We start from the raw sequence: 15,052 nt of genomic DNA on the forward strand, positions 1-15,052 counted from the left end.
AATAACTTACAATTTTAATTGTTATTGTGGGATGGGCGTCCCGCAATTCCAAAAAGGACGGGCGGGACGCCCATCCCACTTTCAAGAGTGGAAGTTATTTAATTCTCATTCCTTACTATGCTAAATCAATAGTTAAATCAGTAAAATCAATTGAACAAATATGTCAAAATGCCAATCAAGTCCTTCTCAGGCTTGACATTTAAGCGAGTTTGATTGTTAACTATAAATAGTCACTCTTAGTTTGGGGGAGGAATTATAGTCATCACCACAAAAAAGGTACTAAAGTTCTAACAGAGCTTCTGAATATACAAGGAATTAAAGAATTAAAGCCCAAACCCTACTCCCCACAAAAAAACTTACTCTTTGTGGAACAGGCAGGAAAGCCTGTTAAGCGAGAATGCTAAAAGATGCAATTGCGAGCACTTTCATCTCCTTTAACTTGCTCTACCACCGCCCTAAAACAGAATACTTAAATCCCCGACTTCTTCAAGAAGCCGGGGATTTAAAACAATAAAACTGCCCCTACAAATTAATGACTACCCGCTCCAGCCGCCCGTTTAAACGCCTCATCAAGCACTTCCGAAAGCGTCGGGTGAGTGTGAACTCGGAATGCTAAAGTATTAACAGAATCGCGCTGGGCGATCGCATTTGCCGCCTCCTGAATCAAATCCGCAGCGTGCAAACCGAAAATGTGAACTCCCAACAACTCCCCAGTATCTTTCCGGTAAATCACCTTAGCCATACCGTCAGTTTCACCCTCCGCAATAGCCTTAGAATTTCCCTTAAAATAACTCTTGACAGAACCGACCTCAAACCCTTCAGTTTTTCCTAACTCCTTCGCCGCAGGTTCAGTCATCCCCACATAGCTAATTTCCGGGTGAGTAAACGCCGCCGCCGGGATACTCAAATAGTCAACTTCGCGGGCACGATCGCAAATATTTTCCACTGCAGCAATTCCCTGAGCAGACGCAGAATGCGCTAACATCATCTTGCCATTAACATCGCCGATCGCCCACAAATTTTGCACCGGTTCTCCCGCCGCCAAAACCTGCATCTTATCGTTAACTGGGATATAACCGCGCATCGTTTCCACGCCAACAGTTTCTAACCCCAAATTCTTACTCACAGGAACCCGACCAGTTGCTACCAAACAAGCATCAACTTCCAAAACTTCGACAACTTCCTTAGTTTTGAAATCAGCTAATTCAATAATTACCGGCGAACCAGGAGTAATCTTCTTCGCCAAAACACCCACTTTTGTTTCAATATCGCGGGGTGCAATTAACACTCGTTCTGCCAACTTAGCAATATCCGGGTCAAAAGTCGGCATCAATTGGTCTAAAGCTTCAATCATCGTAATTTCGCAGCCCAGGGCCGTGTAAATATCCGAAAACTCCAAACCGATATAGCCGCTACCAATAATTGCAATCCACTTCGGTAGCGATTCCAACCTGACAGCATCATCGCTGGTAAATACAGTTTTGCCATCAATTTCTATCCCAGGGGGGACGAAGGGAACCGAACCGGGAGCGAGAATAATATCCTTGGCGGTAATAGTTTTCTCGCCTTTATCGGTTTCGACGGTAATTTTTTGAGCACTGGCAATTTTGCCCCAACCTTGGATGACATCGACGTTCAAACGTTTGAGGCTGTTAGTCAAGTCGCCACGAAGTTTGCTAACAATAGTATTAGCGTGATTGGCGATCGCCCCGCGATCGAAATCCACACTGCCCAATTGAATACCCAAAGTCTTTAGGTGGTGGGCATTCCGCAAATCTCGCACCCGCCCGGAAGCCGCCAACAGCGCCTTCGAGGGAATGCAGCCCCGGTTGACGCAAGTCCCCCCCATGTCCCCTGCTTCGATAATTGCCACTTTCAGCCCGCAGCTAACCGCGTGTATGGCAGCCCCGTGTCCGCCCACGCCAGCGCCGATAATTGCTAAATCGTAATCAAATCCCTGAGTCACCTTAAAATCTCCTAATGCCTTTGAAATCTTAGGACTCAAGCAAAAAACACCGTATTTCCGTCCTTTCGGGGTGGCGCGTTGCCATCGCAACCCTTGAACAGCGGTAATAGTTGCATAAGTCCTGTCTCCTTATTCTCGACTAGACTAGGGTTAATTAGACAACGAAAGAGCCCTAACTGAGATTTTTTCAGGGTCAATGATTTTGAGCTGGGTCTGCACCAAGTCTCAAATCACTCAGTAAGCGGGTGTAGAGTTAAATATAGTTTGAAGGCTGACAATGCCCGCAGCAGGTTTTATATGGGGCAGCAAGTTCAGCCACAGGCATTCCCATCGCCCGGTTAAATTCTGTCCTCCTGCTTGTTTTAGTCGGTTTTCATGTCTAATATCTGCACGCGCCGGGGCGGACAGAGTTTGTTGGCAAATTTTAGACCCTATGGAGTGGCTTATGACGGATGACGACGACCAGAAAGATTTACGCCGGGCCTCGGCTCAATCATTTTTTGAGTCCCTGGATGAATTGTTCGATTCTATAGAATCGAACAGCACGCAAGCTGCACAACCGAAATCTCCACCGCCTCCGGCTAAACCTTCGAGTCAGTCTTCGAGTTTGCCGAAGAAGACTAGACCTGCGAAAATTAATTTGTCGGATTTTGAAGATGCGATCGCCGATTTGGAACAGTTTATCCAGAGTAAACACTCCAAACGCCCGGAATCCAATCAATAGGACGATGACACATTTTCAAGTAATGACTGTTGACTGTTGACAAGCGAATTTCAAAGGTGGTACCCGCCACGTGATTGATCCGTGGAATCAATCCAAAATCTCAAATCTAAAATCCTCAAGAAAGAGCATTTATCTCGCGCAAGTCAATCTAAAATCTAAAATCTAAAATCTAAAATCTAAAATCGATTGACTGTTGACTGTTGACAAGCGAAAAATTTTAGATTAATGTTCACGATCCCAGATGAATCTGTGGAGTCAATTTTTAATGTCAAATTCGGCAGCATAGGAATCATTCATCTCTCTGCTCTCTGACTCTGTGATCTCTGTGTCCTCTGCGGTTTAATCATTCCAAAGCAACCAGAATTGATATCAATCTCAAATCTCAAATCTCAAATCTCATAGAATAGAAATGATTCATCTCTCTGTTCTCTGACTCTGTGTTCTCTGTGTCCTCTGCGGTTTAATCATTCCAAATGCCACCGGAATTTATATCAATTCCAAATCTAAAATCGACTGGCTGTTAACGGTGCTTTCGGCTTAACCTGCTTAGGTTGCACCTACAAAACATTCACATTTGCTTGAGGATGGCTTTACAATAATCAAGCCTGATAAATTATCTAAATTTACTATTAATAGCCTTATTTTTAGGCTTTGAGTGCTGCGGTAATTGCCTCGATCGCACTTCGATCGCCCGATCGCCGATCGCACTCACAGGCAACTCCCATTCATCAATATCAAGATCATTGCGGAACTTCACCGGAATATCAGCACCGTTAATAATCGCTCCCAACAGCCGCGGCCCAGATTTATGCGACTCGTCATCCTCAGATTCCAGCAACTGATCTGCAGCCTCAGACAACATACTAGACAAAGTGTAACCAGGCCGCGCCACCAAAATCATACCATCCGTGTACGGTTCCAGCGTCAGCGCGTCGTTGCACTCGCTCAAAGCCGGAGAATCCACAACCACAAAATCAAAGCGGTTGCGAACATCCTCAAACAATCTCCGCATTTCGCTGGATTCTAGTACGGCGGAGGCTTGCCGCAAAAAGCCGGGACTCGGCACAACGTATAGGTTCTCTACCTCTGGAACCAAAAGGACGCACTCGCTAATATTGCCGTAATAGTGCAAAGGTTCCACAGTCGCCAGAGGATCAGCAGCAATTTTCAAAGATTCAACGTTAGAAGCCGATCGCAAATCTGCTTCAATTAGCAAAGTCCGTTTACCCGATCGAGCCGATGCAATTGCCAAATTGTAAGCACTAAAACTTTTCCCCTCCAAAGGCGCCGCCGAAGTCAGCAACACCACCTTCACCGGTTTGTTCCCGATCCGGCGCAAATTAGTACGCAACCGCTCGTAAAACTCCAAATAGGGAGAATTTGCCTCCAAGGCGAGCGGCATTATTTCATCACCGTAGGAATCAAACACCGTCACTTCAGGCAAAACTGCCAGTATCGGCACCTCTTTTTCCACCAAAGCCGCCCGCACTTCTTCCCAACTGTAAAACTTGCCGTTGAGCATCCCCAACAAAAATATCAACCCCCCGCCCAACAGCAATCCCACAAAGCCGCCCACCGCCAGCATCACGGGCAAACCTCTCTTGTTTGACTCAACGTCATCAGTTTGCGGCAATTGGGCGATTCTCAAACTCCCCGTTGTCTCAGCTACCGCCGCCTCAGCATCTACCAAAGCCGACTGCATCTTGTCGTAGAGAGCTTTTTTGAACGCCACTTGCTGGGCTAACCGCGCTTGTTCTAACTGCTTGTTGGGGATTGTCGCGTGTTCCCGACGCAATTCTTGTTCAGTTTTCTCGATTCCTTGGAGTTGCTGTTGCACCGTATCCCGCTGCGTTTGCAAAGCAATCAAAGTTTGAGCTAACTGCTGTCTAGCCGGATCTAAAGAAGAGTCTACCCGAATTCGATCGGCACTTCTGAGCGGAGCCGCCACCCCGTTACCGCCTAGTACCTCAGACTGCCGCTGCTGCAACTGCTGCTCAAAAGCAAGTTTTTGTTTAAGCAATTCCACAATTTTCGGGTGTTCCTCCTGCAAGTCGCTGCGGAGAATTTTGAGCTGAGATTCGATCGAAAACAATTGCACTCGCAGTTGGGCAATAATTGGATCGGCAGAGAGTGCTTGAGCGACGTAAGCTTGCTCCACATTCAATCCCAAGCGATCCTGCAAACTGTTAATTTGAGCTTCAATTCCTCCCAACTGCACGCGGAGTTGCCGCTGCTGCTGTTGGCTGCTGGTAATCGCTTGCGGCAGTGCACCGCTCTGAGCTGCTAAAATTGAAGTTCCTTCTCGTTTTTCGTAGGCTTCAAGTTTTGCTTCCGTCTCTCTGAGTTCCTGAGTTACTGTCGGCAAACGCTTGTTAATTTGGGCGATCGTCTCACGCAGTCTAGAAGTATTAATACTTTTGCTGTGTTCCACCATTTCGTACATCAGCGTCTTTACTACCGCTTCTGCTTTTTTGCGATCGGCATTTTTATACAATACTTGAATCAAAGCGCTGGGGTCATTATTCTTACTGGGCATTTTTATCTGCACATCTTTTCCCAGCTTTTTAGCCAAAGCTTCTACTTTTTCCGCTTCTTCTTTGTTTAATTTTCCTTCGGGTTTGATGAGTTTTTTCGCTGCTGGTTCAACCACCCTTGTATCCAGCAGCATATCTTTAGTTATTTCTTGTCCTTCCTGTTGGATTTTAGTAGTAGTAGATGAAAAAATCACGCTCGGTCTGTCGTAAGCAAGCGTACCTATTGCAACGTAAACTGGCGCAGGCTTTGGCTGCATGGCAACTACCCCCGACACCCCCACAGTCACCGCGAGAGTAGCCAGTCCCACCCACTTGTATTGGTCGAAAGCAATTAAATAACGTTTAACAACTGATAAAGTCATGACGATTTTAGATTTTAGATTTTAGATTTTAGATTGCTAAGTGTTAACGATAACTAATGATTGCGGACTAATTCTACAAATCCCCCAAAAACCTTAGAACTTTCGGTCGGTGATTAAAACCCATATCGCCTAAGTCATTCTCCATCTTAAATCTTAAATCTTAAATCTTAAATCTAAAATGGTATGACTACCTCTCATTACGTGATGGGCCAAACAAATCTGTTACCCCATTTCTCAACTGCTCAAAGAACAGAATAAATCCCAAAGTATCCCGGAATGGTCGAGTAAAAGTATTGATTACATAACCAATGCGCTCTACCAAATTCCTACCAATCACAATCACATCATTATCTTCGAGCATCGGGTTCTGAGAAACATTGCCCTCCAAAGCAGCTTTAGCATCTATCGAACGGTTGATTGCTCTACCTTGCTTTTCGTCGAACCGAATCAGGGCTATTTTTCGCAAGTCAGCAAGATTAACAGGCAAGTTGTTGAGAGCATCCAAAAACCGACTGCCATTTTCAACATAGAACGAGGTCAAACCACCACTAGCGTAACTCAAAACTCGAACGTAGATCCTGGGCTTAATCAAAGTAGACCGCGAAACCAGAGCTTTATCGTAGTCTAGGTTTTTGGTACTAGCGTCCAATTCCGGGATGACAATCACATCTCCCGATGCCAAAGGAAAATCGAACAAATCGTTACCGTTTGCTAGGGGAGTGTAGAGGTCGATTGGTTCCTCCACCGAGGAGCCGTCCATCAGCGTCCGCCGCACTCGCACCTCCCGCAAATCGGCTTTTCCCGTGACTCCCCCCGCAATCGCCAAAGCAGCCGAAATTCGACCAGAACCCGCAGGAAGCGTGTAAAAACCCGGTTTGCTGACTTCTCCGGTGACAGTGATTTGGACGGGGACAGCAGCAGCAGCGAGGCTGTACCTGGATGCTAAATCTCGATCGGAGTTGCGATCGGGCGTAACCTGTTTATACGGTACGACGATCGCATCTCCATCTTCCAAACGCAAATCCGGTGGAGCAATACCAGTTTGCAACGGTGTCAAAATATCAACAACTTGCTCCGCCACAGCACCGGAAGGCAGAGTCCGCCGCACCCGCACCCCTCGCAGTTCCGCCGTAGGATTAGTCCCAGCAGCCGCCGCCAAAGCCGCAGGAAGCTGGGGAGTTTGCAGCGGATAAAAACCCGGTCTGGCAACTTCCCCCGTCACCGTCACCACTACGGGGCGCTGAACCAGCAAAGCAGCCGAGACTTGAGGATTTTTGATAAATTGACCAAAGCGCTCCCGGAGGCGCTGCTGTGATTCTTCGACAGTAAGACCGCGCACATTTACTGTTCCGATTAGCGGCAGTACAATTACCCCTTCAGGGCTGATTGCACCTGTAAAACCTAGCTCAGGGAAGCGCTGAACTTGAACAGAAATCTGGTCTCCCGGCCCCAGGCGGTAGGGCCGATTCCGAAAAGCTGGGTTAATATCCCGGTTGAAATTGGCAGGCGGCGGTGGCGGTACAGGCGGTGGCGGTGGCGCCACGAGTCGCTCGTCTCTGGGAACAACAGATTGAGCTAAAGCCGTTTCCGAAAAATTTTTGCTATTAAAACCCCAGAATACAGCAGCAAAAGATAGAGTCCAAACAGTGGAATGCAGGCCTGCCAAGTAAAAAGCGAGGCGATTTTTAATAGTGGATTTTTGCCGCATTTTCAGAGGATTTAAAAAAGTAATATTTTGAATAATGACCTGATTTGTAAGTTTCATCTAAATATAGCGACGACAAAAAACAATAAGATATTTTCGTGCGGGTTGAACTAGAATATTGACTAGGAAGCAGTAGATTTTGGCAAAACTCGCCCACGCCCTAGGCTGATTTATTTGCACCTACCTGCTTACTAAAACCGAAAAGTTTCTGTAATTAATTTAGCCTGGACACTTTCGGCAAGAGATTCCAGCAATGGTTGAGCTATCTTAATGTCGCCCTGGGGTTGAATGGGAAGGATGATACTGATAGCAACCCAAGAGGCGCGGCGGTTCGAGAGTCTAGCAATGCTGTCTTCCCAAAACCAGCGACTGGTTGTTGGAGAACCCCCGTTAGGCCAAGCGTACCACTGCACGACAGCAAAAGTTTGTTGGCGAGTCCAGCTTCGGAAAAACCTCGCCTCGACAGTAGGCGGTGGCTGGCCGGGTATTGGTGCTAATTTAACTGTAAACCTCAAAGTGCGATGAGAATCGGTTTGCCATCGGTGAAATCCATCGATATCTAGCCATTCTACTTGGGGCTGGTTTTTGGGGTAATTTTGAGGCAACAGCAATAAAATGGCAATTGTTTTATCCTTTTTAATTTCTTGAACTAACCATCTGTGAGTGCCAATTTGGACGTTATTCTGAACGGCTATAACCTGCCACCCAGGAATTTTTATCCCGTTTTGGCGTACACTTCTTAATTGCTTGAGGTTGGCAAGGGTTGGCGGGTTTGTCCAAGGCCACCTTCCCGTCGCGTAGCCGGGAATTGCTACTGCCCCAACTAATACCAGCAAAAACACCAGTACCATAATTTTAGATAATTGATACCGCCGCAGGAGTTTCTGTGCTGAAATCATCTGTTTCATTAATTGCCAGACTGACTTGGGAAATACTTTTCCATTCCGTTGAGGAGAAGTACCAATAACCCTAGTATACAAGCAGAATATAAATCTCCGCCCCATCCGGCGTGCAGCCAAGTAAAAAGCGCCTCTCTGTCGGTTCCGTGAAAGTAAGTTAGCAAAGTATTGCGAAAAATGTTGGAAGTGATGCTAATAATGGATGTAATCACTAAAAACAAAAGACTTTTTTTGCCCGAGTTCCAAACTCCCGTCCAATCCAGCAGAATTAAGCTAACGTAAAGACTGGTAAACAGCATTTTCAAGCCTGCACAGTGTGGAGCAACTTCTACAATGCGATCGTTCACGTACAGATAAATTTCTTCCACTCTCACGTTGATACCAACCTTAATTAATATCCAGCCTGATGTTTCAGCAATGAATTGCTGTAAGGGCAAGGCGTAGGGTTCTATGAGGTAAGGAATGTGGTTTGGCGAGGCCAGAAATACGAATAAAAGCGGCATCGCCTGCAATTTTAAGCCGGGAATTCCTTTTAAAGATAAGCAAATGCTGGCCAGCATTATGGGAAGGGATAAATTTACTAAATCGCTCAAGCGACTCAGATAAAAAAGCGTGGCTAGTACCAGCAAAAAGCCTCCCAAAGGATGCGGTGAATTGGGCAAGTTGCGCCAGCACTTTCGGTTCATCCAAGCAATATAAGCTGCGTAGGGTAAACCAATTAGTCCGTGGCTGAAATATTCGTGTTCGAGGCTGATGGTTTTGTTGAACCAGCCGTCGTACCAGTGTACTAGCAAGGGGGCGTACAGCAGCACTAGGAGCGCCGTGATACCTTCCCCCAGGAGGTATCGCTTGAAAACAATGCGAATTTTGCGCTGGATTTGCATGGTTTGAGAAGTTTTAAGATTGCCGCGCTGGATTCGCAACGCTTTGGGGTTTTAAAGTGTGAGTTAAAGATTTGTTAATTCCCGACATCAGGCATCAATATCAATAAAGGACTCTCGCGCAGGGTGGGGGCGGGTTTATTTAACCTGTCTGCACCCTTTAAAGCTATTGGTGAACCCGCCCCTACGGGTTTTTGATATGGGTGCCTGATGTGAGTTAATTCGGAACTTAAATGCTTTTATAACTGCACTCTACTGCTGGAAACAGGTTCCGCATAACTTTTATGAACAATTAGCAATTCAATGATAGTACGATCGCCCGAACAACTTGCTCGATCTGAGTATTGCTCAATCCGGGATACATTGGCAATGATAAAATTTGTTGGCACAGGGTTTCTGCGTGGGGGAAGTCGCCCGGATTGCCTAAGTTTTGGTAGGCGGGTTGCAGGTGACAAGGTACGGGATAGTGTATACCTGTTTGAATGCCGTGTTGGGCGAGTTTTTCCTGAAGGGTGTTGCGGTTGAGCGAGCTTTTCTCCGTAATTTGGATAACATAGAGGTGATAAATGTGACCGCTGCTGCTGTGGTTGGCGATGGGTACAATGCCTTTGCGTTTCAGGGGTTCTAATAGACTATTGTAGTGTTGGGCGGCGGCGGCGCGATCGCGATTCCATTTTTCTAAGTAAGGCAATTTAACATTGAGCACGGCGGCTTGCAAATTGTCGAGGCGGCTATTGGTGCCAATTTCTGTGTGCAAATATTTGCTGGGTGCTCCGTAATTGCGGAGAGTTCGCATTTTTTCTGCGAGCTCTGCATCGTTAGTAATTAACATCCCGCCGTCGCCAAAAGAACCAAGGTTTTTGCTGGGATAAAAGCTGAATGCTGCTGCTTTTCCAATGGAACCCGCGCGGTATCCTTCTCTTTCGGCTAAGTGTGCTTGGGCCGCATCTTCAAATATGATTAAATCGTGGCGATTCGCAAAATCTAAAAGCTGCCGGGGCGATACCATTTGACCGTAGAGGTGTACTGGGATAATTGCTTTAGTTTTCGAGGTAACTGCTGTTGCTGCTGCTGTGAGGTCAATCAGGGCGGTTTCCGGGTCGCAATCTACAAGAATAGGTATAGCTTTGGCTTGGAGGACGGCGATCGCGGTGGCGATAAAAGTGTTAGCGGGTATGATAATTTCGTCGCCCGGATTAATGCCGCAAGCTTGGAGTCCCAGAGCGATCGCATCTGTTCCGCAAGCCACTCCTACGCCGTATTTTACTCCAGAAGCTGCAGCAAATGCTGTTTCAAATTCGGCGAGGGCTTGGCCTAAAATAAAATCTCCTTGCTCGATTATTTTCCCAATTGTTTCTGTTATTTGAGATTGGATTGGTTGGTGTTGCAGGGAGAGGTTGACAAATGGAACTTTTGGCGGGCGACTACTCATACATCAGAGGAATACGAATTATTTATATTAACATTTAAGTTCGGATATCTTTGATTTTTTTAACCGCAGAGGGCGCAGAGAGCGCAGAGGAAGAGAGGAGAAAGCCTCGCGCACTTTTCTGGAGCTTTCAATTAAATCAAGGTTTTTCTGTAATATAGAATCAGATATTTTTCCCGCAATCAAACTCATGGAATACAAAAAACTAGGCGACAGCGATTTATCAGTATCTGAAATCTGTTTGGGTACGATGACTTATGGCCAGCAGAATACCGTTGAGGAAGCGGCCCAACAGCTCGATTTTGCGATCGATAGAGGAATCAACTTTATCGATACGGCGGAAATGTATCCTGTCCCTGGAAAGGCGGAAACTCAGGGAAAAACAGAGGAATATATCGGCGAGTGGTTGGCGAAGCAGCAGCGGGATAAAGTCATTATAGCGACTAAAGTGGCGGGCAGAAGCACTCGCTTAAAGTGGATTCGGGAAGGGAAAAATCAGATCGATCGCCCAAATGTCGAAAAAGCCCTGAATGACAGCCTGAAGCGCTTGCAAACTGACTACATCGACCTCTATCAGATCCACTGGCCCGATCGCTATGTGCCCTTATTTGGCGCGCCGGATTACGACATCGCCCAAGAGCACGAAACAGTCCCGATTTTGGAACAGTTAGAGGTATTTTCTGACTTAATTAAAGCTGGAAAAATCCGCTATTTAGGTTTGAGCAACGAGACGCCTTGGGGAGTTTGCGAGTTTTGCACGTTGGCGGAAAAACACGGGTTGCCAAAGGTTGTTTCGATTCAGAATGCTTTCAGTTTGAGCAATCGGACATTTCACCTAAATTTAGCAGAAACTTGCCGTTTTAAGAATGTGGGATTGATGGCTTACAGTCCTTTGGGGTTTGGGCTGTTAACGGGTAAATACTTGAATGGAATTCCCGAAAATTCCAGGTTGGCTTTATTTGCGGGATTCGGTCAGCGTTACGATAAAACTAATCTGAATGATGCGGTAAAAGCGTATGTTGAGATTGCGGGGAAACATGGGATAAGTCCGGCGCAGATGGCTTTGGCGTATGTGCGATCGCGCTGGTTTGTAACTAGCACAATTATCGGTGCAACAAGTCTCGAACAGTTGCAGGAAAATATCGGTAGTTTGGATGTGAATTTGGATAAGGATATCATAGCGGAAATCAATGCGGTACACGCTAAGTATCCGAATCCGACACCGTAAGTTGATTAGTAGGTTGGGTTGAGGTAACGAACCCTATGTTTCACTTCGCCCAACTTACCACTTTAATATGCGAAAATTACATAAACAGAACTTACGCACTCCGCCAAAGAAACCGGGTTTTTTACTCCATCTGCGGGCTGTAACGAAGTTTTATTTCAAAAAACCCGGTTTCTGAGTTCCCCTGTGTAAGTTTTATTTGAGGAAGTTTGAAACTTCAGGTTGGGAAAAGGTTTTTGAATGCGATCACACTCACGTATTAGATGTGCTCAGAGGCTTTCTTCAGGAAGTGATGCAGCTAGCTGTAGATAAGGGTTACATCACAGCCGAGGAGAAGGATGAGTTTATTAGTCCGGCTTTTGCTAGCACTACCGATGCTGTAGTATTGAGCAAGTAGTTTGTTTTGGTGGGGTTTTGGGCGATCTACCTTTTTTATATATTCCTGAAACCCATTACCATGTCTGCCCGCGATCGATTCAATCGGCGCTCAATTCTTAATAGAGATTTAGGTTAATTGTGGCATCCATTTTACCCATAGCCCGGTAGACTGCACTATTCAAGCCTATTAGATTAAAGCGGCATCGGATGTCGGTAAATTGAGGTTGAGTTGGCATCCACTTTACCCATAGCCCCGTATATGCGGTTATTCAAGCCTATTAGATTAAAGCGGCATCGGATGTCGGCAATCGGATGTTTAAATCTCCGTAATAAAGAAAACAAACGGTCTTATTGCTCGCTTGACAACTAACCCCACATCATATATTCTTAAAATACAAGCTCAAACAAAACTTCCTCACATTCCCAAGTGTAAGAAAGACAACGCTTTAATGTCTTGTAGTTTTTGCAATAGCAAATCATATCTGATACGGAAAAGGCCCGCCTGAAGTAACGATTCAGACAGAGGCCTTGCTTTAGCTAGCGAACTCACGGTGGTTTGACATCTCAACTTCAGACCACCACAAGTCAACGTAACTTTTGAAATATATGTCCCCTAATTATACTCCACAATGCGAGTCGTTGTACACCAACCTTCAGCGGACTAAGAAAACCCTCTCTGTTTTGGCGGAGTCACACCGCGCTTTGGCGAAGTCGAACCGCGCTTTGGCGGAGTGGAACCGCAGTCTGCTTGAGGAAAACGAAGCAAAGGATGAAACTATCAAAGCTAAGGATAAAACTATCCAATCCTTTGAGGAAAAAGTCCTTGAACAGCAACAAGAAATAGATGACTTGAGGCGCGAACGTGATTGGCAGCCAAATGACTGGGATAACGATGGTTCATCAAACGCAGACTGTCGTGCTCGCGAATATGCAGCAGATAGACTAGGAATCTGATAGAAAGTACGATCGCCCTTCCCATCCAAAAAATAGGACAATGGTAAAGGGCGATCGCACTTCACCCTAAAATCTTTCTCAACTAAACCCATGAGTACAATTCGCTTACAACTAGCCGAATACTTGAAATGTCGAGGTTTCACCCCCGAAAACTTAGTCGAAGCTGTGGGCGAAACACTCAATCCTGAAACCGTATACCAACTGATAGAAAAAGCCGAAAACCTCAGCCATCTAAACTTATCCGTCTTAGCCGCGATTATAGATGGCTTGAGCAAACTCAATGGTTTTCCCGTTGGCATCGGAGAAGTGCTAATATTTTTTCCTGACATTTCCGAGGAAGCATTGGCAAAATCGCCTTGGCGTCAACTTTACCTCGTCGATAATGAAATTCCTCCCTATGATTGGGGAGATGTAGACCCGATGAAACTTGGTCAACCCGTGCGCTATATACCGGGAGTAGGTGCTGTTATTCTTGAAGACGAAAGGGTATAGCAATAAGCGTGGCTAATAGATTCACCATCCGCGATATTTTACTGGTTGATTTCCCTCCTCAAACGCCTGCACTGCACGAACAGCAGGGAATACGCCCTGCTGTAGTAGTGGGGAGGCCAAGCAACACAGGTACGATGCGTTTTGAGCTTGTGATTGTTGTGCCAATTACCAGACAATCAGGAGATTGGACTGCACAAAATCCAATTTTATACCCAAGTCTTCAGGCAGGAATGGGAAATCTAACGGCCGACTCGATAGTATTGCTGGATCAAGTACGCGCTGTAGATATCCGGCGAGTATTGCGCTATCTTGGCAGTTTAACCGCAGAAGAGTATCAGCCGATCGCAAATGGACTAAAAGCGATGTTTGGCTTTTGAATTATCCCTTCATTACCTAAACGTTTATCGCGCAGATGCTTAATACGATTCCCTACGGGATAGCTTCGCTTCACGCACTTTTTGCTGTTTTTCCTGCAAAAATTCGGCAAACTTGCTGGGCCCAAAGAAACCGGGTTTTTAGCGAATCTGTGGGCTACAGCGAAGTATTTTCGTAAAAAACCCGGTTTCTGAACCTCATGCGTAAGTCTTATAATTGCAACTGATGCGGATAAACTGTTTCAACACCAATCGTTTCTATAAATGCGCCCGGTTCATCCTGAGTTTCAGGAACAAAATCCCCGCCAACTTCCGCTTTCACCCATCCGCCAAACAATTCTACTAAATAAGCTTCACCATTCTTGAAAACCTCAACAATTGCTCCGGCTGTTTCTCGCGGTGCAATCTCGCCATCAGCGAGGGCGACTGCTTCGGTTAAATTAACTGCATCGAATAATTTAAACTTGCTCATTGCTGTCTCCCAACCGTTTATTGCACAAATGCTGAATACGATCGCACTTTCCTACTCTAAATAGGAAGTCGCCGTACTCGATAACGATTATCTTCCACTGTCACAATCGCACCTGTTTCCAAATCTTCACCGCACTCTGACAAAACAGCCAGCAATCTAGCACTAACAAACACTGGAATAGTGGTTTGCAGTCTAAAAATAATTACACTTGGAAGAGATTGAGAACTGATAGCCAAAAGCTCGCCAAAATCCAGGTCAAAAGTTAAAACAATTCGTTGCTCTTGGCGTGCTTTTTCCAGGATCTCAGAATCGGGCAAACGCTCCAATCCTTGCTCATTTAAGTGTACAGCATTATATCCCTGCTGGCGCAGTGCAAGCACCGTTACAGGAGACACACCCATGTCTGCCAAGAATTTCATGCTGGAGTCCCGCTAAATGGACGAATTTGCTCGTTCGTCAAAAATGCCGCATACTGGAGACTAGCTTTAATATCCTCAGCTTCCAAATAAGGATAAGCTGCCAAAATTTCCTCTACACTCATCCCATTTGCTACTAAACTCACTACCAAAGAAACAGTAATTCGCATTCCTCGAATGCAAGCTCTTCCTCCCATAATTTTTGGATCGAAGGTAATGCGATCGAACATCATATCCTCCC

15 protein-coding genes are annotated in these 15,052 nt (G+C 45.8%); 6 read left to right on the top strand and 9 right to left on the bottom strand.

What is annotated here, in order from left to right:
* Nucleotides 1–529: 529 nt before the first annotated feature.
* On the bottom strand, nucleotides 530–1,966 hold the full coding sequence (gene lpdA, locus QUB51_RS11415; RefSeq protein ID WP_333056495.1) for a dihydrolipoyl dehydrogenase: 1,437 nt from the start codon (nucleotides 1,964–1,966) through the stop codon (nucleotides 530–532).
* A 433-nt stretch (nucleotides 1,967–2,399) separates the two neighbouring features.
* Between lpdA and QUB51_RS11420 the strand changes: the two genes are divergently transcribed.
* Nucleotides 2,400–2,690 carry a hypothetical protein gene (locus tag QUB51_RS11420; protein ID WP_333056496.1) on the top strand — a complete coding sequence of 97 codons (291 nt, stop codon included), beginning with the start codon at nucleotides 2,400–2,402 and terminating at the stop codon, nucleotides 2,688–2,690.
* A 613-nt stretch (nucleotides 2,691–3,303) separates the two neighbouring features.
* On the opposite strand, the gene QUB51_RS11425 is transcribed toward QUB51_RS11420, so the two are convergent.
* From QUB51_RS11425 to QUB51_RS11445, 5 genes are all read right to left on the bottom strand, one after another.
* Entirely contained in the window at nucleotides 3,304–5,586 is a 2,283-nt protein-coding gene (locus QUB51_RS11425; RefSeq protein WP_333209192.1) for an AAA family ATPase, read from the bottom strand.
* A gap of 187 nt (nucleotides 5,587–5,773) precedes the next feature.
* Nucleotides 5,774–7,351 (bottom strand): polysaccharide biosynthesis/export family protein, encoded by a 1,578-nt coding sequence (locus QUB51_RS11430; RefSeq protein ID WP_333233570.1) that lies wholly within the window; start codon nucleotides 7,349–7,351, stop codon nucleotides 5,774–5,776.
* 131 nt (nucleotides 7,352–7,482) lie between these two features.
* Nucleotides 7,483–8,199, bottom strand: coding sequence for a cyanoexosortase B system-associated protein (locus tag QUB51_RS11435; protein WP_333056499.1), 717 nt, complete (start codon nucleotides 8,197–8,199; stop codon nucleotides 7,483–7,485).
* Nucleotides 8,199–9,074, bottom strand: a complete 876-nt coding sequence (gene crtB / locus QUB51_RS11440; RefSeq protein ID WP_333056500.1) for a cyanoexosortase B — start codon at nucleotides 9,072–9,074, stop codon at nucleotides 8,199–8,201. Before crtB ends, QUB51_RS11435 begins: the two co-directional genes overlap by 1 nt.
* 289 nt (nucleotides 9,075–9,363) lie before the next feature.
* Nucleotides 9,364–10,503, bottom strand: a complete 1,140-nt coding sequence (locus QUB51_RS11445; protein WP_333261465.1) for a DegT/DnrJ/EryC1/StrS family aminotransferase — start codon at nucleotides 10,501–10,503, stop codon at nucleotides 9,364–9,366.
* Between the two features lie 187 nt (nucleotides 10,504–10,690).
* Here QUB51_RS11445 and QUB51_RS11450 point away from each other — a divergent pair, with 187 nt between their 5' ends.
* The 5 genes from QUB51_RS11450 (at nucleotide 10,691) to QUB51_RS11470 (ending at nucleotide 13,926) form a co-directional block, all read left to right on the top strand.
* Complete coding sequence (locus tag QUB51_RS11450; protein WP_333261468.1) at nucleotides 10,691–11,728, top strand: NADP(H)-dependent aldo-keto reductase; 1,038 nt, start codon at nucleotides 10,691–10,693, stop codon at nucleotides 11,726–11,728.
* A 196-nt stretch (nucleotides 11,729–11,924) separates the two neighbouring features.
* Nucleotides 11,925–12,122 carry a hypothetical protein gene (locus QUB51_RS11455; RefSeq protein WP_333261471.1) on the top strand — a complete coding sequence of 66 codons (198 nt, stop codon included), beginning with the start codon at nucleotides 11,925–11,927 and terminating at the stop codon, nucleotides 12,120–12,122.
* A 587-nt stretch (nucleotides 12,123–12,709) separates the two neighbouring features.
* Complete coding sequence (locus QUB51_RS11460) at nucleotides 12,710–13,057, top strand: hypothetical protein (protein ID WP_333261474.1); 348 nt, start codon at nucleotides 12,710–12,712, stop codon at nucleotides 13,055–13,057.
* 90 nt (nucleotides 13,058–13,147) lie between these two features.
* Nucleotides 13,148–13,549 carry a hypothetical protein gene (locus QUB51_RS11465; RefSeq protein WP_333261478.1) on the top strand — a complete coding sequence of 134 codons (402 nt, stop codon included), beginning with the start codon at nucleotides 13,148–13,150 and terminating at the stop codon, nucleotides 13,547–13,549.
* An 8-nt stretch (nucleotides 13,550–13,557) separates the two neighbouring features.
* The gene (locus QUB51_RS11470) at nucleotides 13,558–13,926 is read left to right on the top strand and encodes a type II toxin-antitoxin system PemK/MazF family toxin (protein WP_333209181.1); all 369 of its coding nucleotides are present in this window, start codon (nucleotides 13,558–13,560) and stop codon (nucleotides 13,924–13,926) included.
* Between the two features lie 208 nt (nucleotides 13,927–14,134).
* Here the strand turns inward: QUB51_RS11470 and QUB51_RS11475 are convergent, their stop codons facing one another.
* Genes QUB51_RS11475 through QUB51_RS11485 form a run of 3 tightly spaced genes read right to left on the bottom strand, consistent with a single transcriptional unit; the run spans nucleotide 14,135 to nucleotide 15,044 of the window.
* Nucleotides 14,135–14,395 (bottom strand): DUF4926 domain-containing protein, encoded by a 261-nt coding sequence (locus QUB51_RS11475; protein WP_333056517.1) that lies wholly within the window; start codon nucleotides 14,393–14,395, stop codon nucleotides 14,135–14,137.
* 56 nt (nucleotides 14,396–14,451) lie between these two features.
* Entirely contained in the window at nucleotides 14,452–14,814 is a 363-nt protein-coding gene (locus QUB51_RS11480) for a DUF5615 family PIN-like protein (RefSeq protein WP_333141537.1), read from the bottom strand.
* Nucleotides 14,811–15,044 carry a DUF433 domain-containing protein gene (locus tag QUB51_RS11485; protein WP_424405108.1) on the bottom strand — a complete coding sequence of 78 codons (234 nt, stop codon included), beginning with the start codon at nucleotides 15,042–15,044 and terminating at the stop codon, nucleotides 14,811–14,813. Before QUB51_RS11485 ends, QUB51_RS11480 begins: the two co-directional genes overlap by 4 nt.
* Nucleotides 15,045–15,052 lie beyond the last annotated feature (8 nt).

The organism is Microcoleus sp. AT8-A3 (genome assembly GCF_036705675.1).
Taxonomy (GTDB): domain Bacteria; phylum Cyanobacteriota; class Cyanobacteriia; order Cyanobacteriales; family Microcoleaceae; genus Microcoleus.

Bases quoted from the DNA above. Each gene is read 5' to 3' on its own strand.
- QUB51_RS11420 (WP_333056496.1), top strand. From the start codon at position 2,400: ATGGAGTGGCTTATGACGGATGACGACGACCAGAAAGATTTACGCCGG.
- QUB51_RS11425 (WP_333209192.1), bottom strand. From the start codon at position 5,586: ATGACTTTATCAGTTGTTAAACGTTATTTAATTGCTTTCGACCAATAC.
- QUB51_RS11430 (WP_333233570.1), bottom strand. From the start codon at position 7,351: ATGAAACTTACAAATCAGGTCATTATTCAAAATATTACTTTTTTAAAT.
- QUB51_RS11435 (WP_333056499.1), bottom strand. From the start codon at position 8,199: ATGAAACAGATGATTTCAGCACAGAAACTCCTGCGGCGGTATCAATTA.
- crtB (WP_333056500.1), bottom strand. From the start codon at position 9,074: ATGCAAATCCAGCGCAAAATTCGCATTGTTTTCAAGCGATACCTCCTG.
- QUB51_RS11445 (WP_333261465.1), bottom strand. From the start codon at position 10,503: ATGAGTAGTCGCCCGCCAAAAGTTCCATTTGTCAACCTCTCCCTGCAA.
- QUB51_RS11450 (WP_333261468.1), top strand. From the start codon at position 10,691: ATGGAATACAAAAAACTAGGCGACAGCGATTTATCAGTATCTGAAATC.
- QUB51_RS11460 (WP_333261474.1), top strand. From the start codon at position 12,710: ATGTCCCCTAATTATACTCCACAATGCGAGTCGTTGTACACCAACCTT.
- QUB51_RS11465 (WP_333261478.1), top strand. From the start codon at position 13,148: ATGAGTACAATTCGCTTACAACTAGCCGAATACTTGAAATGTCGAGGT.
- QUB51_RS11475 (WP_333056517.1), bottom strand. From the start codon at position 14,395: ATGAGCAAGTTTAAATTATTCGATGCAGTTAATTTAACCGAAGCAGTC.
- QUB51_RS11480 (WP_333141537.1), bottom strand. From the start codon at position 14,814: ATGAAATTCTTGGCAGACATGGGTGTGTCTCCTGTAACGGTGCTTGCA.
- QUB51_RS11485 (WP_424405108.1), bottom strand. From the start codon at position 15,044: ATGATGTTCGATCGCATTACCTTCGATCCAAAAATTATGGGAGGAAGA.